Source organism: Pasteurella multocida (assembly GCF_900187275.1).
Lineage (GTDB): Bacteria > Pseudomonadota > Gammaproteobacteria > Enterobacterales > Pasteurellaceae > Pasteurella > Pasteurella multocida.
This window is the reverse complement of the sequence record NZ_LT906458.1, coordinates 720,259-741,242: the sequence shown is the minus strand read 5'-3', so window position 1 is coordinate 741,242 and position 20,984 is coordinate 720,259. Positions and strand designations below refer to the sequence as shown.

Here is a 20,984-nt window from a genome sequence, read left to right as displayed (position 1 = left end):
ATTGAGAATTGTTTTTATTCAAAAGGGTAGTTATGAAGGCAATTTATATTTTATTAGGGTTTATTTTTCTCGGATTAGGTATTGTGGGAATTATTCTTCCTCTTCTGCCCGCAACGCCTTTCTTGTTACTTACATTATTCTTTTTTGCAAAAGGGTCTGATCGATTACACCTTTGGTTTTTGCAAACACCATGGTATAACAAACACTTAAAATCTTTTAAAGAAGAGCGTGCCTTAACACAAAAATCTAAGTTTTGGATTTTATTGTTCGCAACGATTATGTTATCGATTGGATTTTATTTTACCCCAAGTGTCGTCGGACGGACGATTATTGTGCTAGTTCTCTTGACCAAATATTGGTTCTTTTTCTTTTGGATTAAAACAGTAAAGCAATAATTGGTATTCGCTAAGCATTGTTTGTATAATGAACATCATTTTTCAGGAAAAACAATATGTTTAGCGATGCATCTTTTTCTCGTTACAAGACAAATATGATGACACACTTAAAAAGTGCGGTCTTTTCGGGGCTAATTTTTTGCCTCACAGCTTGTGATCAACCGACCTCTGTGTCTTCTTCCCTTTCTGCTCCCCCAGTATCAGACATGACACCGAGTCGCGAAAAATTAACGCGTGCGGTTTATCATGATTTGATCCTCAATCCTCATCAAATGACGAATGCAGAGCAAGCTATTTTTTTGCAAGATTTACTGGAAGGTTTGACCGCCTATGACACGGCGGGTCATCCTGTGCCGGCGGTGGCGGAGAGTTGGCAGTCAGAAGACTATAAAACCTGGTTTTTCATTTTACGTGAGGGGGCTCAATGGTCGAATGGTGACGCGGTAACAGCACAGGATTTTGTACACAGTTGGCAAAATCTAGCCAGTTCTACCAGTCCACTGAAAACTTATTTAGCTTTTCTAAATTTAGCCAATGCAGACGCTGTTTTAAAAGGTAGCATGCCGGTTGCAGACTTGGGTATTGAAGCAATAGAGCATCGTGTGCTACGTATTCAGTTAGATAAACCGACGCCAGCACTACCAGCAATGTTGGCTCATGTCGCGTTATTACCAACTTATCAGAAAGAAAGTGCGCAATTTGTGAGTAATGGTGCCTATCGGTTAGTGAATCAACAGGATGATTTCATTCATTTAGAAAAAAATCCTCATTATTGGGCGCATCAAAAAGTGTCGTTTAAGTTTGTGGATTATCAAAAAATTAGTGCATCGCAACCGGTGTCAAATATAGATTGGGTGTTAGCACCACAACATACACTTACACCACTTCAATATTTCCCAACACTTTGTACGCATTATTATGAATTTAATCTTAAGCATCCATTATTACAAAAAAGTGCGGTGCGAAAAGCATTAATTTCGATGATTTCAACTCGGAGTATTGTGCAGGATGTGGTGCCTTACATGCAAGCGACAACCCAGTTTTTACCTTATTCGATGCAAATGGATTCTGATTTGGCTTGGGAACCTGTCGTGGTCGAACAAGTATTGGAGCAACAAGGGATTACAGAAAGTAAACCTTTGCAATTTACCTTGACGTATGATCAACAGCCACCGAATGTAGAGATCGCGCAACGCTTAATTCGTATGTGGTCACAATCAGATATGATCAGAGTGAAGGCACAGCCAGTTGCTTGGCAACAGTTATTGGAAAAACGGGCGAAACGTGATTTTGAAGTGATACGTTCCGGTTGGTGTGCAGATTACAATGAGCCTTCAGCCTTTTTAAATATTTTTTATTCACAAGCTGCCGATAATCAAGCAGGTTATCATCATGCAGAGGTGGATAAATTATTAGAACAAACGCTTTTACCTCAAACAGAAACAGAGCGAAAACATTTATACAGCAAAATTACTACTCAATTACAGCAAGATTATGTCGTGTTACCCATTTTCCAATATACAACCCCCATTTTTATCCATCCAACAGTGACAGGCTATCATCTTGATAACCCTACAGGAACGATGTATAGCAAAGATTTATACCGTAAGGTCAGTGAGCATAAATAATATGCGCTCTATTGATTGCACATACCCCACAGAAGTGGGGCATTGCGTTTATTTCTCTTGCACAGGAACTTCTTCTGAGCAATAAGGGCACTCAAGTGGGTATTTTTGCTGATTATGAATAATAAAATGCCCCATTTTTTTGGCTTTTGTGTCTAAATATTCCGTGTTATAGCGGTTTTCGCCTACATTTAATGCGACACGTTCTACAATATTGATCCCTGCCTTTTTCATGGTGTCAATTTTGTTTGGGTTATTGGTTAATAAGCGCACTTTATTAATGCCTAACAACGCAAAAATATCGGCACACACTTCAAAATTTCGTTCATCTGCCGCAAAGCCTAATGCAAGATTTGCTTCAATCGTATCCATGCCTTTGTCTTGAAGGGAATAGGCGCGGATTTTATTAATTAAACCGATACCACGTCCTTCCTCGCGGTGATAAATTAATACACCACGACCTTCTTGGCTAATTTGACGTAAGGCAGCGGCCAGTTGAAAGCCACAATCGCATTTTAAGCTGTAAAGGGCATCGCCCGTTAAGCATTCAGAATGGATGCGGGCTAAAATTGGCTCGTCGGTGTTTTCTACCTCTCCCAATACTAATGCCACATGTTCTTTTTTGGTGTCTGGAAATTCAAAACCGACAATTCTAAACATGCCAAATTCCGTTGGCAAATTAGCCTCGGTAACGCGTTGAATTTTTGCCATAATCAATCCTTATTCTTTTATGCGTTATCTGATAGAATATCGCTCTTTCAGATGATTCATTTTATGGTTGCGAATATGTTAAAAAGATTATCATTATATACCTTATTGCTTTGTGTTGTCCCTCTTTTTGCTTGGATTTTTACATGGCAATGGCGTAGCGATGATGTGATGACAAATTACGACTATCCACTTTATTTCTTAACAGAAAGTGGGAGTGTGCCTTATGCGATTATTACGTGTGGGATTTTTGCCTTACTTTTTATTCCCTTATTCCAGACGCGAAAACAGTGGGTATTAGGTGTGCTTGTCATGGCATTTTCCGTCATCCTTACGCAAGGTATCAAAAGCGGATTAAAAACGCTTTTTTCGGAGCCGCGTCCTTATATTGTTTATGTCGCAGAAGCGAGTGGCATCAGTGTTGAACAATTTTATGCACAAGAGCGTAAACAACGATCGCATTTTATTGATCAGTTTTATCAAACAAAATCGGATACACCAAACTGGTTAAAGAGCCATTATGAAAAAGAAGTGGGCTATGCATTTCCCTCTGGACATACGATTTTTGCGGCAACTTGGTTGATGTTAGTGGTCGGTTTTGTACACTTATTAAGTGTACGTTCATTAACGGCAAAAGTACTTGTGAGTTTCACTTCACTGTGGGCTGTATTTATGCTGATTAGTCGTTTACGTTTCGGAATGCATTATCCGATAGATTTATTTATCAGCACATTAATTGCATTTTTTGTACACTGGGGAATTTTTACGTTTTTGCAAAAAAAATCGATATTTATCAAGAAATAGACGTGAAATCATTGCTAGAATTAAAATTATTTTTTTAAGTGAGGTGAACATGCGATATGGATTTGATATTGGCGGAACAAAAATTGAACTTGCCGTATTTAATGATCAGTTAGAAAAACAATATTCAGAAAGAGTAGAAACCCCTAAAGAAAGTTATGAGGAATGGTTAAACACAATTGTGCGTTTAGTCCATAAAGCAGATGAGATGTTTCAGTGTCAAGGCACTGTAGGATTAGGTATTCCCGGTTTTGTTAATCCAGCCACAGGTATTGCGGAAATAGTGAATATTCGTGCGGCAGATCATAAACCGATTATTCAAGATCTTGAAACGCGATTAGGGCGTGAAGTTCGCGCTGAAAATGACGCGAATTGTTTTGCGTTATCAGAAGCTTGGGATGAAGAAAATGCCCAATATCCAAGCGTGCTAGGGCTAATTCTCGGGACTGGATTTGGGGGCGGTCTGATTTTTAATGGTAAGGTACATTCTGGTCAAACAGGGATGGCGGGTGAAGTAGGACATACACAATTAAATTACCATGCGTTAAGATTGTTGGGCGGGGATAACGCACCGATTTATGATTGTGGTTGTGGTAATCGTGCTTGTTTAGATACGTATTTATCAGGCAGAGGCTTTGAAATGTTGTATCGTGATATGCAAGGTGAAGCGTTAAGTGCGCAAGCGATTATTCAACGTTTTTATGCCGGTGACCAAAGTGCGGTCAAATTTGTTGAGCTTTTTATTGAGCTTTGTGCCATTTCAATAGGAAATTTGATTACAGTATTAGATCCTCACGTGATTGTTTTAGGCGGTGGATTATCTAATTTTGATTATTTATATGAAGCCTTACCTAAAGCCCTACCTGCACGTTTATTACGCAGTGCGAATGTGCCACTAATTAAAAAAGCGAAATATGGTGATTCTGGTGGTGTACGAGGGGCCGCTGCGTTGTTTTTGAGCAAATAAATATGGCGAGATAGCGAGGTGGAAACATCTCGTTATTTTTTATGTGATGCAACGGAATTGTTTATTTTGCTACGATACGTTGAAATTTTATTCAAAAATAGGTGATTATTCGTTAGAATAGCAAGGTTTATGTCTTATTTTAAGGAAACTTTATGCGCCAATATACATCAAAATCTATTTTATTTATGACTGCCATCGCCTTATCTGCCTGTAGTCATTTACCTCAAACCACATCTCAAGGAGCTACGGTTGTTTCTGCGCAAACCGTCACTCAAGCCTTAGGCGTTGATTTAGCAAGCTTAGAACAAAAAGCGACAGCTTTAAAACCATTTGAATATATTCATAATCAGGATCACTATATTGCTTATTTAAGCACACAGCCAGAATTGATCAAAGTGCAAAAAAACGGTCAATTGGCAAAGTTTTTCTATCAAGCTGGTAAAGTGAGTTTTGTACAAGATAAAACGGGCGTTTATCAGTTTAACCAAAGTGGTGATGTTATCGCCGCCATTGATGCAAATGGCAAAAAACAGCATGCAAATCCAGCAGACAGCAAAGCGTTATGGCATAAAGCGAGCCAATTACAAAAATTATTCGGTTATAATAAGGCAGATGCCAGCGCTGGACGCGTGAAAACGGGCAGTGATGCCAAGGTGAATTATCTTTGCATTGCGAAAATCCAACAAGTTGCACAAACCAACCGCGTTTTTCGTAGCCCAGAAAATGCTGTCGTCACAGAAAATCAAATTAAAGCCACCGTGCGTTTAAATGGTAATCAATATTACAATATGGATTGCCAACTATCAGGTGATAAAGTCAGTAAGCTTAGCTTAATGAAAAAGTAATCATTGAGTGATGCGATGAATAAAGTGTGGTGATGTAGCCACACTTTATTTTTTTGAATAAAGGAAACGTTTTAAATGGAATTTGCGCATACTTCGTTTGAAGAATATATAGCACAATTAGTGGAAAACAATAAACATAAACGTATTTATCATTTCCAATATCAAGGCAAACAATGTTGGTTAAAACAACCAGAACAGCTTCGAGGTATTTGGAAACTGTTAAAACCGAATCCTCAGATTGCCTTACAAAAAGAAATCCAAACCTTAACGTATTTTGCCTCGCGTCAGGCGCCAGTCCCTCAATTACTCGCATATGGTAAACACTTTTTTGTCGTAGATGATGTTGGGCGTACAGCCATTGCTTGGCAGGAAGATAGCAGCCTATCTCAGCAGCTTAAATTACAGATTTTATTTGATTGCCTACACGCCCTCATTCAATTACATCAAACAGGGTTAGTTCATGGCAGACCCGTGTTGCGAGATATGACTTGGCAAGAGGGAAAAGTGACTTTTATTGATTTGGAAGCTTATCCTGTTGAGCAGGATTTGTTATGGAGAAAAACCAAAGATGTGATGATGTTCTTATATGGCTTATGCCGTGCGAAAGTCATTTCAGATGAGGAGATTCAATGTCTCATTCATGCTTATGCAGATATGGGCGATCCTCAAGTTTGGCATGGCGTATTAAGAACATTACGAAAATATCGCTTTATTTATTACATTTTGTTACCATTCAAACCGATCGCAAAAACGGATCTGATTGCTATTTATCGTTTATTTGAAAATATGTCATCTTCATTAAAAGAGGGAAAATAGGATGAAAAAATACGTTATCTTTATTTTGATGAGCTTGATCGTATCGGGTTGTGCGGTAGGCGGGAGTGTCAATGCGGGTGGTGGCAGTAGTGGTGTCGGTGTTGGCGTAGGGATTGGTACGGGTGTCAGATTTTAATTAAGCACTGCATTTTCGTTTATTTACACCATGTGCGTTAGGGTTTAACCGCTATGGGCATTTGCGTTGCCGTATAGCGGTTTATTGTCTTGTTACAGATAAGATACAAACTGAGAAAGATCTTGTGATTTCTTTTCCCTATCCATTTTTTCTTCCGCACTGCCTAGCATTAATAAGGCAATCACTTTATCGTGTTCTGCACAATCAAAAGCGTGACGCAATTTACTACCGTTCACCCATTTTCCCGTAATCCATACATTTGCGAAGCCTTGTGCGTTAGCCGCCAATTGAATTGCATAAGTAGCACAACCTGCACTTAACATTTGTTCCCAAGCAGGGACTTTAGGCAACGCTTTATTGATTTTCGCAATCACCGCAATCACCATAGGGGCACGGCTTGCCAAATTTTCTGCTTTTTTGAGAAATTCTTCGCCTAATTCAAATTCTTGCACCGTTTCTTTTAATAATATTTCAAGTTTATTTAAACCTTCACCTTCCATCACAATAAAGCGATAAGGGGATAAACGACCGTGATCAGGCACATTTAATGCGGCTTGAAAAATGACGTCTAACTGTGCTTTATCCGGTGCCGGCGCAGTCAGTTTCTTTTCTGAACGTCGTGTTGTCAGTAATTGTAATGCATCCATGAAATTTTCCTCAGTGAGTAAAGTGCGGTAGATTTTAGCATATTTTACGATGAGCGTTTATTGCTATCGGAGTTTGTGGTATGTTAGCAAAATTCCTTTATTCTGTTTATTTGATGAGGTTTTATGCAATTAATTGTACAGTTTTTCCGTTTATGCTGGCGTATTTTAAATTTTATTCGTGAGCTCGTCATGAATATTGTTTTTTTATTTTTTGTACTTCTTGTCGCCGCAGTCGTTGGGATCTTTTTTCATTCAAATAAAATACAACACCCTATGATGTTAGAGAATGAAAAATATGCCTTATTGTTAAATTTAGATGGCTATCTTGCGGATAATCGTGAAGAGAGTATGTCTTGGCAGAAAGCATTGAAAGAATTAGATAATCAACATGTGCCACGCCAAATTTCTACTTTTGATATTGTGTATATGATTGATCATGCGAAAAAGGATGATCGTATTAGTGGATTAGTGTTAGATCTGAATTTCTTTGAGGGCGCAGATTTACCTGCATTAGAATACGTTGGTCAGACCATCAATGCCTTTAAAGAAAGTCAAAAACCGGTCATTGCCTTTGCGGATAACCTAGGACAATCACAATATTTATTGGCGAGTTATGCAGATGAAATTTATATCAACCCAATTGGTCAGGTGGATATTACGGGATTACGTCAAGAAAATCTGTATTTTAAATCAATGCTAGAAAACTTAGATGTCACAGCGCATATTTTTAGAGTCGGCACCTATAAATCCGCTGTTGAGCCGTTTCTACGCGATAATATGTCGCCAGAAGCGAAGACTGATCTGAGCGAGTGGCTCGGGGCAATGTGGCATAATTATAAGCAAATTGTGGCAAAAAACCGTCAAATTGATCCAGATGATGTGTTACCTGCGTCTTCAAAATACATACAAGCCTTAAAAATGTTGAAAGGGGACAGTACGGCATATACACAGCAACGTCAGTTGGTGACAGGTTTAGCCAATCGTTTAGAAATAGATGAAAAATTATTGGAACGTTTTGGACAAGACAAAAACGATAATATACGCTTAATTGATTATGAGGATTATTTGTCCTTGTTACCAGATCGACTTTCTGAAGAAGGACAATATAAAATTGCCGTTGTCAATGTTGAAGGTGCCATTATTGATGGTGAAAGTGATGAGCATGAAGTGGGAGGAGATACGATTGCACGCCTTTTACGCCAAGCGCACGATGATGACAATGTAAAAGCGGTGATTCTTCGAGTCAACAGTCCAGGTGGCAGTGCTTTTGCTTCTGAAATAATTCGTCAAGAAGTAGATAATTTACAAGCGCTCGGAAAACCAGTTGTTGTTTCTATGGGGGCGATGGCGGCCTCTGGAGGCTATTGGATTTCTAGTACCGCAGATTATATTATCGCAGATAAAAATACGATTACAGGCTCGATTGGTATTTTTGCGCTGTTCCCAACATTTGAAAAAACACTTAAGAAAGTGGGCATTTCGGCAGATGGCGTATCAACCTCAGCACTGAGTTCAAGTTCTCGTTTTAGTGGATTATCCAGTGAAATGTCAGATATTCTTCAACTGGAAATTGAAAGTGGATACGATAAATTCTTATCCGTTGTTAGCCGTGGTCGAGGCATGACAGTGGAAGAAGTCGATAAAATAGCACAGGGTAAAATTTGGTTAGGCGAAGAGGCGGTTAAACACAATCTTGTGGATGAACTCGGTCACTTTAATCTTGCCGTAGAGAAAGCTTCGGAGCTCGCTAATCAATTACTCGATGAAAAAGAGAAAGTCGATTATTTTGCCCTTCAATGGATGGTTGAAGACGAACAGAATTTCTTGAGTGATTTGTTGCCAACCCTTAAACGAAAAATACAAGCATGGGTAGGGAATACATTGTTAGAAAGTATTGCACTCCCAGTAGAATATCGTGAAGTGAGAAAACAGATTGGGTTATTAAATAAAATGAATGATCCAAAAGGGAAATATTTATATTGCCTCACTTGTAGCACAATAAACTAAGATTCGTTAGAATAATCGAGCCATTATTGTGCGGTTAATGGTTCGATTTTTTTTATAATTCATTGTGGGAGAATAATAAATGCATAAATTGCTAAAATTCCTTTCTATTACCTTAATTGGCTTATCTGTGGCGACAGGAGTTCAAGCAAATGTACGTGCAGAAATGAATCAAATGAAAACAGTTGCCGCCACCTTAACTAACGCAAAAGATGTCGCTGAATTTCAAGAATCTGCGAAAATATTGCGTGAAATTGCGCAACAATCTAGTGAAAAAAGACCATCAAGTATTACAAATGATGCGGATTTTAAAGGTTATCAAGAGGGGATGAAAGAGTTTATCACTGCTCTTGATGAAGCGGATAAACTGGCTCAAGAGGGAAATTTAGATGCAGCTAAAACCGCCGCGAAAAAATTATTTGATATTCGTAACGTTTATCACAAAAAATATAAATAAACCCCGTTTTATTAAAATAGCCTGTTATATAACAGGCTATTTTTTTATGCTAGAAAGTGAGATTAATTACTCTCTTCTGGATTGTCTGGCTTAATGGCGAGTAGGCTACAATTCAATTTATTAATCACATGTTCAGCGGTATTACCTAAAAAAGCGGCAGATAAGCCGGTTCGACCAATAGTACCTAAAACCACAAGTTCTGCTTCAAGTTCTTTGGCAACTTGTGGGATGACTTCTTCTGGAAAACCCTCGCGTACATGGGTGTGGTCTTCATCAATACTGAATTGCTGGCGTAAAGCTTTCATATTCAGCAAATATTGACCTCTGATATTTTTCTCATATTCACCGCTATTAAATTCTGGTAAGTCAATCGCCATATTAATTGGTGTTGGTGGATAAGCGGTGACTAAATGTACATTACCTCGTTCCAGTTTATCCGCTAAATCAATACCTAAAGAGACTAATTGTTCATTAAAGACTTTATGGTTTTTTTCTTCATCATCGGCAACATTGACAGCAATGAGAATCCGTCGTTGATGTTTCCAATTACCATCTCTCACCATTAATAATGGTTTTGGACATTTTCTGAGTAATTGCCAATCCATTGGCGTAAAAATTAAGGAGGTAATACTTTCTTCTTCTTTCGTATACTTGACGACAAGATCATATTCATGCTTTTCGACTTCGTGAGTAATGGCTTCTGCTTCATTGCTATGCCATACCACTTTAGTTTCAAATTCGATATTTGGATCAGCATACTTTTCTAAGTAAGGTTGAATTGCTAAGGTTCTTTGCTCAATAACACCTTGGTGCATTTCTGCGCGCTCTTCAGAAGAAAGTAAAGCAGACATTTCATAGGAAAGATCATAGACGGATAAGAAAACAGTAATACGGACTTTTTGATGGCTTTTTTGTTCTTTGACTAAACGCACTGCGCGTGCCAAAGCATACTGTTTTTCATTTTCTGGATTTAAAATGACAAGTATATTATTGAACTTCATAACAACCTCCATTGTTAATTAGGTTGTCTATAGGATAGAAAAGATTTATTGAAATAACAAGGTGCGTATGTAAAAAAGTAGAGGAGTGCAACAAAACGTTGCACTCAAATGTTAAATTCCCATTTTTATATTGGTTTTTGTTGTTCCGGATAACTCAATTAGCGCGACCATATCATTAATCGTGATGTACTTTCCTTGTACAGAAAGAATCCCCATTTTTTGTAAGCGACCTAAAAGACGGCTAATGGTTTCAACGGTCAAACCTAAATAGTTGCCAATATCACCACGTGTCATGGTTAAACGGAATTCGCGAGCAGAAAAACCACGTGCAGAATAACGTCTAGAAAGGTTATAAATAAATGCCGCTAAGCGTTCTTCAGCATTCATTTTTGACAGTAATAAAATCATTTCTTGATCATTTTTAATCTCATTACTCATCAAACGCATAATTTGTTGGCGAAGCTTTGGCATTTTTCCGGATAAGTCATCTAAAATGTCAAATGGGATTTCGCACACCATAGAGGTTTCCAGTGCTTGAGCAAAACTTGGATGTTGCATATTCATGATTGCATCAAAGCCAACAAGATCGCCCGGTAACTGAAATGAAGTGATTTGTTCTTCTCCAGTTTCACTGATAGTATAGGTTTTAATCGTACCAGAGCGGATCGCATAGAGAGAATTTAATGGATCACCCGCTTTAAACAACACTTGCGACTTTTGTATTGGCTTTTTGCGTTCAATAATATTGTCAAGCTGATCAAGTTCCTGTTCATTAAGTGTGAAAGGAATACAAAGTTGACTAATACTACAGTCTTGACAGTGAATAGCGCACCCACCCGATTGCACTTTGCGCCCAATTTTAGTGTCCATAAATAAAACCTTAATTAATACAACAAAAATAATGTAAAATTGATCTATCTCAAATAATATCATTAAATGTTACAATTAAGAAGTGTTAAATATAAGCAAGAGAGAGAAAAATGGCGGCAGAAAAGTTAACGAAAAAGCGACTTATTCAAATCCTGATTATGCTCGGGATTTTGGTCTTTTTATTTTTTTATCGTACTTATACCCATGGCTAAAAGTGCGGTGTTTTTTCGGTCTATTTTGAATAAAAAAGGCACGTTTCAAAACGTGCCTTTGCAGTATGTTGTGATTATTTACTGTTAGCTAAATTTCCTAAATCTTTATCAATCAAGAATAAGCCTTTACCATCTTCACCGAGTAAATTCAGTTTATCTAAAATCCCACTAAATAGTTTCTCTTCTTCATGTTGCTCTGCGACATACCATTGTAAGAAGTTAAAAGCAGAATAATCTTTTTCTTCAAAGGTTTTCCCCACTAATTCATTGATTTTTGCTGTAATCAATTTTTCATGTTGATAAGTGATCTCTAACACCTCTTTTAATGACCCATACTGATGTGCAGGCGCGGCGATTTCACCAATAATAGCGAGTGCGCCAGTTTCATTTAAATAGGTAAATAATTTACGCATATGTTGCATTTCTTCAGCCGCATGTGCAGCGAGGAATTTGGCGGTACCGTCAAAGCCGTTTTGTTCGCACCACGCGCTCATTTGTAAATATAAATTAGAAGAATAGAACTCCAAATTCATTTGTTCGTTGAGTAAATTGATAACATTTTGTGATAACATCGTTCTTCTCCTAAATTATAGTGTGGCGAGATCGCGATCGATAAAATAAAGCGAACGACCGTCTTCACCTAATAAGTTGAATTTGTCAATAATGCTATTAAACAGCATTTCTTCTTCATGTTGTTCCGCGACATACCATTGTAAAAAATTGAATGTTGAATAATCTTTATGCGCGAAAGTCACTTCAACCAATTCATTGATTTTAGATGTGACGAATTTTTCATGTTCAAGTGTGATTTCAAAAATTTCTTTTAATGTTTTGTAATCATTTTTCGGGGCTTCAATTTTGCCAAGTAAAGGCATGCCACTGGTTTCACTGACGTAATTAAATAATTTTTGCATGTGTTCCATTTCTTCATCAGCATGGCGTAAAAGAAAGGCAGCTGCACCTTCGTAACCGTGATGTGCACACCATGCGCTCATTTGTAAATAGACATTTGATGAATAAAATTCCAGATTAATTTGTTCATTTAGCTTCTCAGCAATTGCTTGACTTAGCATAACTGACCCCTTTCCGTTGATATGTTAAAAAATAATGAATAATAGATTGTTATTTAATCTATTTGATGTGGGCATTGTATAGACGTTATTGAGAATAAGCAAGCGATTTTTAGTTGTTATTTGTTGTAACTAATTAATTTTAAAGAAAAATCCAACAAAAACTATTCTCATTTAGAGATTGTAACTGAAAGGGATTATCAATTGTTTTTTATCAACCTATTAACAATTAAAAGGAACCTATAAAATAACATTATTTTATCAAGTCGCTCTTTTAGTGATTGAATCTCTTGAAAATTTAATGTAAATTATTTATTACATTTAGTGTATATAAATGTTTACATGATTTAATATGTTCAAAAATAATGATGTACTAAGGAATAAAAAGTGAATAAAGATAACATACATAATGTCAATATTGTTGGTGAAAAGGTACTGATTACCCCAAAAGAATTGAAGGAAAAACTCCCTTTATCCCTTCCTCTTCGTAGCCAAATAGCGCAATCACGCCGTGATATTGCGAATATCATCCATAAAAAAGATCAGCGTTTATTGGTTGTGATTGGACCATGTTCTATTCATGATCCGATCGCGGCTTTAGAATACGCTTCACGTTTAAAACACTTAGCAGAAGAATTACAAGATCAATTGTATATTGTGATGCGAGTGTATTTTGAAAAACCAAGAACAACTGTTGGCTGGAAAGGATTGATTAATGATCCGAAATTGGATGGTTCATTTGATGTGGAACATGGCTTACATATTGCACGAGCATTACTGCTAGAGCTAGCTGAAATGGGACTCCCTTTGGCAACCGAAGCACTTGATCCCATTATGCCGCAATATATTGCTGATCTATTTAGTTGGTCTGCGATTGGTGCGAGAACGACAGAATCACAAACGCACAGAGAAATGTCATCAGGGTTATCCATGGCAGTGGGATTTAAAAATGGTACGGATGGCAGTTTAGCCACCGCAATTAATGCAATGAAAGCAGCGTCAGTTGGACACAGTTTTATTGGGATTAATCAACAAGGTCAAGTCAATCTATTACATACAGCGGGCAACCCCAATGGGCATGTGATTTTGCGTGGCGGAAAATCACCAAATTATGAAGCTGAACATATCGCACTTTGTGAACAAGAATTGCAAAAAGCAGGTTTGACGCAAGCAATTATGATCGATTGTAGCCATGGTAACTCGAATAAAGATTACCGTTTGCAGCCGAAAGTGGCAAAAAATGCCGTACAGCAAATTGTGAAGGGAAATCGCTCTATTATCGGGTTGATGTTAGAAAGTCATTTATACGCAGGTAATCAAAGTGCTGATCAGCCATTGAGTGAAATGCAATATGGAGTTTCGATTACGGATGCCTGTATTGATTGGCAGACGACAGAACAATTATTGCGTGAAATGACGAGCGCATTGCGCCAAAAATAAGGATGCAACGTGGATACGTTAAATAAGTTAAGAACACAGATTGATCAAGTTGATCGTCAGTTATTACAGCTTTTAGCACAGCGACTTGAGTTAGTGAAACAAGTCGGTGAAGTCAAGCATCAACAAGGTCTGCCGATTTATGTGCCAGAACGTGAAGCGGAGATGCTCAACGCCCGCCGTGCGGAAGCTGAAACGTTAGGGGTATCTGCTGATTTAATTGAAGATGTATTACGTCGTATCATGCGAGAATCTTATGCGCGGGAAAACCAATTTGGTTTTAAAACCGTGAATCCGGCGATCAAAAAAATCGTGATCGTAGGTGGGGGAGGGAAACTTGGTAGCTTGTTTGCACGTTATTTCACATTGTCTGGTTACTATGTTGAGATTTTAGAGCAACAGGATTGGCAAAGTGCGGACAAGATTTTGAACGAAACAGATGTGATTGTTGTTTCGGTACCGATCGCCAAAACCGTCGAAACAATTAAACGTTTGAAGCCTTATTTGACAGATAATATGCTGTTGGTGGATTTAACTTCAGTTAAGCGTGCACCATTACAAGCGATGTTAGACGTACACGCTGGCGCGGTATTAGGTTTACATCCAATGTTTGGTCCGGATATCGCCAGCATGGCAAAACAAGTGATTGTACGCTGTGATGGTCGTTTTGAATCACGTTATCAATGGCTGATCACTCAAATACAAATTTGGGGGGCAAAATTTTACCAAGTTGAGGCGACTGAACACGATCATAGTATGACGTATGTACAAGCGTTGCGACACTTTTCCACTTTTGCTAATGGCTTACATTTATCAAAACAACCGGTTCAATTAGCGAATTTATTGGCACTTTCTTCGCCAATTTATCGCTTAGAATTGGCGATGATTGGGCGTTTATTTGCACAAGATGCAGAACTTTATGCCGATATTATTTTAGATAAGCCTGAAAATCTCGCGGTCATTGAGAGTTTAAAGCAAAGTTATGAAGAAAGTTTGGCATTTTTTACCCATGGCGACAAGCAAGCATTCATTGACAGCTTTGAGCAAGTTAAACAATGGTTTGGTGAATACTCGGAGCAGTTTCTGAAAGAAAGTCGCCAGTTGCTCCAACAAGCAAATGATTATCGACAAATTTAATGTCATAAGCACAAGAAGACGGGGAAGCCCGTCTTTTTTTATGTTTTTTATTTATAAAAAACAAATGTTTAAGACGGTTTTTATTTGGCGTAACGTGGATGAAATTTGATCTGCTTCACAATTAAGAAAAAAAGTTTAGGACACAAATTGGCTATTTTTCTACAAATTAACTCCGTTTTTCTTATTAAGATGATGATCTTGCTCCATTTTTTGCTTGACTCATTTCTAATATAGGGTTTATGGGGGAATTTTTGAGGGGGTTGTTTTTTTATTCGATGTTTATAGACTTGAAATTAATCAATTTTTTACCCCTATACGAAAATAATCCTAAGGAGAATAAAATGAAAAAGCCGGTGTTCTTGTTGTCTTTACTCGCACTCTCTACTTCAATGGCAGTACATGGTAACAGCTTTTGGAAAGCTGATTTGCATGAAAATTTAACTAATGTGACGAAAAGGGTAGGCGTTGATGGTTTTACTGTAAATAAAGAAGGTCAACCTTGGCCAGGGATAGGACCGAATGGCGAAGCGGGTGGAACAGTTACACTACCTTATAGCCGTATTCCAGCTATGACGATTACAGATGATAATAAAATGGTTGTGATGTTTGATTTACGGTGGAAGACAGCAAGTGACCAAAATCGTATCGATCCTGGCGCCGCGATTTCAGAAGATGGGGGGCATAGTTGGAAAAGAATTACCGCTTGGAATTTTAATGATTCAAAAATTTCTTTGCGTCGTGCGATGGACCCGACATTATTGTACAACAGCATTGATGGCAGTTTATATGTGATGCACGGCACTTGGGCGGCAGGAACACAAAACTGGTATCGAGACAGACTAAGCTATTTTAATCAGAATATTTGGGCGGCAACAATTTATAAATCCACTGATGGTGGATTAAGTTGGCAAAAAAATACTGAATTCAGCAATACTGTGAATCGCGATGTTTTTATGAAAGTACAAAAAGGGGTAGGTAATCCCACAATTGGATTTTTAGGCGGTGTGGGAACGGGAATTGTGATGAAAGACGGTACATTAGTTTTCCCAATCCAAACAGCACATCGTGAAGGTATTGCCACGACAATTATGTATTCGAAAGATAATGGAAAAACCTGGGACATGCCGGCAATTAATAATGCGTTAGCACCGAATCAAAGTTCTTTAGAAAATATGGTATTCGAAATTGACAATAAGTTAGTGATGACAGGGCGAGAAGATAATAGACAAAAAACAAGGTGGGCGTATTACACTGAAGATTTAGGAAAAACTTGGCATGTTTATGAACCAGTTAATGGCTTTAGTGCGACTACAGCAGCTCCTTCACAAGGTTCATCGATTTATGTGACCTTACCGAGTGGAAAGCGTGTTTTATTAGTGTCAAAACCAAATGGTAATGGCAATGATGGCTATGCAAGAGGAAATTTGGCACTTTGGATGTTAGATGCAAAAGACCCTAGCCATAAACATCAAGTAGCAATCATTAGACCAGATTCAGGCAACAGAGCGGGTGCGGGGTATTCTTCTTTAGCCTATAAAGAAGGTAATTTATTTATTGCCTTTGAAGACGATGGTGATATTACCGTTAAAAATCTTAGCGAACATATGCAAGCGATTGAAGAAAAAGCCACAGAATGGGGTTTAACCGATGAAATTGCGACAGAAGTGGAGAAAATCAATTCGTTAGAACATTTAAATAAAGGACAAAAAGAGACACTAAGCGCCAAAATGCGCCGAGCGAATGATAATGCGGTGGCTGAATCGAACGTCTTAAATCGAGAAATGCATGAATTAAAAGACGAAGCAACATCACTTGAGCAAAAATCGGTGGCGATGAGAAAAGCACTGCCCTCTAAAATGAAACAGTTTAAGCGAGATCTTGGAGAAGTACGTGATTTAACACAACTGACCAATGAAACCTACCTTAATTATCTTGGTATACAAGGCTTAATGGCTATGTTAAATGGGTCTTTTCTTGCGCTCAATACGCCATTAGATTTTTCTAAGTACATAAAACAAGGTGAAAAGCTCAATAGCTATGACACGGATATTCTTTATAGTACCTATAATAAGGTGTTTGTTGAGTACGATTCAGTGATTAAAAACAGCCAACACCGTCCGACAATTGCGCTTGGATTAAATACAAGGTTAACTGACCAAACACAAGCGGGAGTGTTTTATGAGCATGAAAATAAAAAACAAAAAGTCGATGCCTTTGGGGTAAGGGCGCAATACACAAAAGAGGATAATGTGTTAGCGGCCTTTTTACGTTATCGAACTGTTAAACATGATGACGTGATTGATCGGAACCATAATGTTGATCTGTACATCAATTATGCGAAAAACGTGAATATTGATTCGCATTTGACATTAAGTCCATTTGTTGGTGCTTATACATCGCTCTCTTCACGTACGTTGTTGGATGAAGATGTCGCAGTGAATAAACGTCTTGTGATGGCAGGTGATGTAGGGCTTGACATTCGTTATCGTTTAGCGGATATCAGTGTGAGTATTCGACCGAATATTGCTTTTATCAAAGATGGTTTCACTTTATCACAAGCAAATTATCAGGATAACCAATATAAAATAAAATCCACTAACATGGTTTATGCTTTAAATGTGGGGGTTGAGAAACAATTCACGCCTCATCTTGCGCTAGGTTCAAAAATGAAGCTACAAAAATATGGCTCACAAGCATCAGAAGTGAGTTTAGGCGTAAATTTAAGTTATCACTGGTAATTTGATGATGAGATAAATACTTCTCACTTATTAGATAAAAACCCACGCTAGTCTTTTTTCCAACGTGGGTTTTTTATCTTTAGTTAGAACACTCATTTTATGAGGAGAGGTTTTTTTATCTGTTAAGCAGGCAATTTGCTTGGTGGCTTTTTCGGTTATTTAATACTAAAAACTACAACGATGTGGGGCGCCAATCAGTTGTCTTTTGATATCAAGTCCGTGTTGGATTTTTTCGTTTTTTCCGTTCAAATCGTTATAGGATTGACCTAACAGTGTGTATAATACCGCCCATATATTCATAAGGATATTGAGATTATGAGTCAATTTTTTTATATTCATCCAGAAAATCCACAAGTACGTTTAATTAATCAAGCGGTGGAGATTTTGCGTGCTGGTGGTGTGATTGTTTATCCGACTGATTCTGGTTATGCACTGGGATGTATGATCGGTGATAAACATGCGATGGATCGCATTGTACAGATCCGCCAATTACCTGAAGGGCATAATTTTACACTTGTCTGCAGTGACTTATCAGAATTATCTACCTATTCATTGGTGAATAATATGGCGTACCGCTTGATTAAAAATAATACGCCAGGTCGTTATACTTTTATTTTAACGGCAACAAAAGAATTACCACGACGTTTAATGACGTCAAAACGTAAAACTATTGGGATTCGTGTACCTGACAATCAAATTGCATTAGCGTTATTAAGCACCTTAGGGGAGCCGATTTTATCTTGTTCCTTGATGTTACCGGGTGAGGAAAATGTTACCCAGTCAGATCCTGAAGAGATTCGAGATCGTTTAGAAAAACAGGTGGATTTGATTATTCATGGTGGTTATCTCGGCGCAGAACCAACAACTGTGGTTGATTTAACAAACGATACCCCGATAATTATCCGCGAAGGGAGTGGGTCTACCGCGCCTTTTGTCTAATATCATGTCGTAAAAAGACGCTTGTGAAAGCGACAAATTAGAGGAAATATGAAGTTTACCAAATCAAATTCTCGTCAAAATAAACCGCACGTTGAGCAAAAAACATCGCGACGTTCTACAAACGCGAATGCTGTGGCGAGTAAAAATGTGAAAAAGGTGACAGAAGCACAACCGAAATCGGTGAAAGCCAGTACCCATAGTGTAAAACCCACAGTTAAGAACGCCTTAGTTGAAGGGGAAAAACTACAGAAAGTGTTAGCGCGAGCCGGTCAAGGTTCACGTCGTGAAATAGAAGCGATGATTGCCGAAAATCGTGTCAGCGTTGATGGAAAGATCGCCACTCTAGGTGATCGTATTGATGTACACGCTGGCGTGAAAATCCGTATTGATGGACATCTTATTAATTTACTTCATGCACAAAAAGAAGTGTGTCGTGTACTGATGTATTACAAACCTGAAGGGGAGTTATGTACGCGCCATGATCCTGAAGGAAGACCGACCGTATTTGACCGTTTACCACGTTTAACCGGTTCTCGTTGGATTGCTGTCGGACGCTTGGATATTAATACTTCTGGATTGTTGCTTTTCACGACCGATGGCGAATTAGCGAACCGTTTAATGCATCCAAGTCGAGAAGTAGAGCGTGAATATTCTGTACGTGTTTTCGGGCAAGTTGATGAAGCGATGCTACATCGCTTAAAAAAAGGTGTTCAATTAGAAGACGGTCCTGCCAATTTTAAAGAGATTAAATTTGCTGGTGGTGTGGGCATGAACCAATGGTTCGACGTGACTTTAATGGAGGGACGTAATCGCGAAGTTCGTCGTCTATGGGAGTCCCAAGGTGTACAAGTGAGCAGATTAATTCGTACTCGATATGGCAATATTTCTTTAATGAAATCGTTACCTCGAGGCGGTTGGGAAGAAATGGATTTAACCAATGTGAATTATCTAAGGGAATTAGTTGGGTTACCAGCAGAGGTGGAAACGAAACTTGACGTGACAAAACCTCGCCGTAGAGCGAAAACAGGTCAAATTCGTAAGGCTGTGAAGCGTTATGCTGAATTAAATAAACGTTATAAAAAATAAGTTTTTTCTTATACAGCCAGTGCTGTGAGAGGATAACTGAATGAAAATACAACAATTACGTTATATTGTAGAAATTGTTAATCAAAATTTAAATGTAACAGAGGCAGCAAACGCGCTTTTTACTTCTCAACCGGGGATCAGCAAACAAGTCCGTTTATTAGAAGATGAACTCGGTTTAGAAATTTTTGAACGCAATGGGAAGCATATTAAATCCTTAACGCCGGCAGGACAAAAAATCGTAGCGATTGCACGGGAGCTCTTAGTCAAAACACAAAGTATTAGAGCGGTAGCAAATGAATACACTCAACCCAACCATGGCGTTTTGCGTATTGCTACTACCAATACACAAGCACGATATGTGTTACCGCCAGTGATTGAACGTTTTTCAAAGAAGTATCCTGATGTCAGTTTGCATATTCATCAAGGTTCACCAACGCAGATTTATGATGCGTTGTTATCTGGTGAAGTGGATATTGCGATTACCACTGAAGCGCAGTATTTATTTGATGATGTGGTGCTTTTACCTTGTTATATGTGGAATCGTTCGGTACTGATTAAGCATGATCATCCCCTTGCACAATGTAAAAACCTGACCATTGAAGAATTAGGAAAATATCCTCTTGTGACCTATACCTTTGGTTTTACGGGAGTGTCCGATTTGGATTATGCTTTTAATCGTGCTGGGATTCTACCTAATATCGTTTTTACGGCTACCGATGCGGATGTGATCAAAACCTATGTCCGTTTAGGTTTAGGGGTGGGCATTATGGCGTCTATGGCGCATACAAAAGATGATGGTGATTTACTTGCTTTAAATGCGGATCATCTCTTTAATCCAAGTACGGTACAAATTGCATTTAAACACAGCACTTTCTTACGTGCGTACATGTATGATTTTATTCAGTATTTCTCACCGCACTTAACACGTGAATTAGTTGAAAAAGCAGAGCGATTACGTGATAACAATGCAGTGAAAAAACTGTTTGAAGGCATTGAATTAGCGATACGTTAATGCTGAATGCGTTTTATTTTCAGTGCTGAAAACAGATAAAAAAATGCCCACCAAATTGGTGGGCATATTTGTTAGTCGGGA

At 38.2% G+C, this 20,984-nt stretch carries 20 protein-coding genes and 1 pseudogene; 15 read left to right on the top strand and 6 right to left on the bottom strand.

Annotation, left to right across the window (positions count from 1 at the left end; translation table 11 throughout):
* Positions 1-32: 32 nt before the first annotated feature.
* Both CKV69_RS03485 and CKV69_RS03480 read left to right on the top strand, forming a co-directional pair.
* The gene (locus tag CKV69_RS03485) at positions 33-395 is read left to right on the top strand and encodes a YbaN family protein (protein WP_016504243.1); all 363 of its coding nucleotides are present in this window, start codon (positions 33-35) and stop codon (positions 393-395) included.
* Positions 396-451: 56 nt separating this feature from the next.
* On the top strand, positions 452-2,023 hold the full coding sequence (locus tag CKV69_RS03480; RefSeq protein WP_005751512.1) for a peptide ABC transporter substrate-binding protein: 1,572 nt from the start codon (positions 452-454) through the stop codon (positions 2,021-2,023).
* Between the two features lie 48 nt (positions 2,024-2,071).
* On the opposite strand, the gene ribA is transcribed toward CKV69_RS03480, so the two are convergent.
* Complete coding sequence (gene ribA, locus CKV69_RS03475; RefSeq protein WP_005716111.1) at positions 2,072-2,731, bottom strand: GTP cyclohydrolase II; 660 nt, start codon at positions 2,729-2,731, stop codon at positions 2,072-2,074.
* 63 nt (positions 2,732-2,794) lie between these two features.
* Here ribA and CKV69_RS03470 point away from each other — a divergent pair, with 63 nt between their 5' ends.
* From CKV69_RS03470 to CKV69_RS10790, 5 genes are all read left to right on the top strand, one after another.
* A complete protein-coding gene (locus tag CKV69_RS03470; RefSeq protein ID WP_016504493.1) occupies positions 2,795-3,532 on the top strand; it encodes a phosphatase PAP2 family protein in 738 nt (245 codons plus the stop codon).
* 49 nt (positions 3,533-3,581) lie between these two features.
* Positions 3,582-4,496, top strand: a complete 915-nt coding sequence (nagK, locus tag CKV69_RS03465; protein WP_005726560.1) for an N-acetylglucosamine kinase — start codon at positions 3,582-3,584, stop codon at positions 4,494-4,496.
* A gap of 152 nt (positions 4,497-4,648) precedes the next feature.
* Positions 4,649-5,341: a hypothetical protein gene (locus CKV69_RS03460; protein ID WP_005726559.1), complete on the top strand. Its 693-nt coding sequence runs from the start codon at positions 4,649-4,651 to the stop codon at positions 5,339-5,341.
* A 75-nt stretch (positions 5,342-5,416) separates the two neighbouring features.
* Positions 5,417-6,157: an RIO1 family regulatory kinase/ATPase domain-containing protein gene (locus CKV69_RS03455; RefSeq protein ID WP_014326042.1), complete on the top strand. Its 741-nt coding sequence runs from the start codon at positions 5,417-5,419 to the stop codon at positions 6,155-6,157.
* A gap of 1 nt (position 6,158) precedes the next feature.
* The gene (locus tag CKV69_RS10790; RefSeq protein ID WP_005726557.1) at positions 6,159-6,293 is read left to right on the top strand and encodes a hypothetical protein; all 135 of its coding nucleotides are present in this window, start codon (positions 6,159-6,161) and stop codon (positions 6,291-6,293) included.
* 92 nt (positions 6,294-6,385) lie between these two features.
* Here CKV69_RS10790 and CKV69_RS03445 read toward each other — a convergent pair whose 3' ends face one another.
* Positions 6,386-6,940, bottom strand: a complete 555-nt coding sequence (locus CKV69_RS03445) for an NAD(P)H nitroreductase (RefSeq protein ID WP_005751507.1) — start codon at positions 6,938-6,940, stop codon at positions 6,386-6,388.
* A 123-nt stretch (positions 6,941-7,063) separates the two neighbouring features.
* Between CKV69_RS03445 and sppA the strand changes: the two genes are divergently transcribed.
* Positions 7,064-8,947 carry a signal peptide peptidase SppA gene (gene sppA, locus CKV69_RS03440; protein ID WP_014326041.1) on the top strand — a complete coding sequence of 628 codons (1,884 nt, stop codon included), beginning with the start codon at positions 7,064-7,066 and terminating at the stop codon, positions 8,945-8,947.
* A 79-nt stretch (positions 8,948-9,026) separates the two neighbouring features.
* Complete coding sequence (locus CKV69_RS03435; RefSeq protein WP_014326040.1) at positions 9,027-9,401, top strand: cytochrome b562; 375 nt, start codon at positions 9,027-9,029, stop codon at positions 9,399-9,401.
* 62 nt (positions 9,402-9,463) lie between these two features.
* Here the strand turns inward: CKV69_RS03435 and uspE are convergent, their stop codons facing one another.
* The 4 genes from uspE to ftnA (CKV69_RS03415) all read right to left on the bottom strand — a co-directional run bounded on the left by uspE (position 9,464) and on the right by ftnA (CKV69_RS03415) (position 12,557).
* The gene (gene uspE, locus CKV69_RS03430) at positions 9,464-10,402 is read right to left on the bottom strand and encodes a universal stress protein UspE (RefSeq protein WP_005726552.1); all 939 of its coding nucleotides are present in this window, start codon (positions 10,400-10,402) and stop codon (positions 9,464-9,466) included.
* Positions 10,403-10,513: 111 nt separating this feature from the next.
* Positions 10,514-11,272 (bottom strand): FNR family transcription factor, encoded by a 759-nt coding sequence (locus CKV69_RS03425; protein WP_005726550.1) that lies wholly within the window; start codon positions 11,270-11,272, stop codon positions 10,514-10,516.
* 286 nt (positions 11,273-11,558) lie between these two features.
* Positions 11,559-12,056, bottom strand: coding sequence for a non-heme ferritin (gene ftnA / locus CKV69_RS03420; protein WP_005716086.1), 498 nt, complete (start codon positions 12,054-12,056; stop codon positions 11,559-11,561).
* A gap of 15 nt (positions 12,057-12,071) precedes the next feature.
* Positions 12,072-12,557: a non-heme ferritin gene (ftnA, locus tag CKV69_RS03415; protein ID WP_005726547.1), complete on the bottom strand. Its 486-nt coding sequence runs from the start codon at positions 12,555-12,557 to the stop codon at positions 12,072-12,074.
* 384 nt (positions 12,558-12,941) lie between these two features.
* Between ftnA (CKV69_RS03415) and CKV69_RS03410 the strand changes: the two genes are divergently transcribed.
* The 6 genes and pseudogenes from CKV69_RS03410 (at position 12,942) to cysB (ending at position 20,903) form a co-directional block, all read left to right on the top strand.
* Complete coding sequence (locus tag CKV69_RS03410; protein WP_005751502.1) at positions 12,942-13,994, top strand: 3-deoxy-7-phosphoheptulonate synthase; 1,053 nt, start codon at positions 12,942-12,944, stop codon at positions 13,992-13,994.
* Between the two features lie 9 nt (positions 13,995-14,003).
* Complete coding sequence (gene tyrA / locus CKV69_RS03405; protein WP_005716082.1) at positions 14,004-15,128, top strand: bifunctional chorismate mutase/prephenate dehydrogenase; 1,125 nt, start codon at positions 14,004-14,006, stop codon at positions 15,126-15,128.
* Between the two features lie 341 nt (positions 15,129-15,469).
* Positions 15,470-17,866 (top strand): sialidase family protein, encoded by a 2,397-nt coding sequence (locus CKV69_RS03400; RefSeq protein ID WP_014326038.1) that lies wholly within the window; start codon positions 15,470-15,472, stop codon positions 17,864-17,866.
* Positions 17,867-18,181: 315 nt separating this feature from the next.
* Positions 18,182-18,805: an L-threonylcarbamoyladenylate synthase gene (locus tag CKV69_RS03395; protein WP_005730733.1), complete on the top strand. Its 624-nt coding sequence runs from the start codon at positions 18,182-18,184 to the stop codon at positions 18,803-18,805.
* A 225-nt stretch (positions 18,806-19,030) separates the two neighbouring features.
* Positions 19,031-19,891, top strand: a pseudogene (gene rluB, locus CKV69_RS03390) (23S rRNA pseudouridine(2605) synthase RluB); the annotation flags it as partial.
* Between the two features lie 40 nt (positions 19,892-19,931).
* Positions 19,932-20,903 (top strand): HTH-type transcriptional regulator CysB, encoded by a 972-nt coding sequence (cysB, locus tag CKV69_RS03385; protein ID WP_005726527.1) that lies wholly within the window; start codon positions 19,932-19,934, stop codon positions 20,901-20,903.
* Positions 20,904-20,984: the final 81 nt, after the last annotated feature.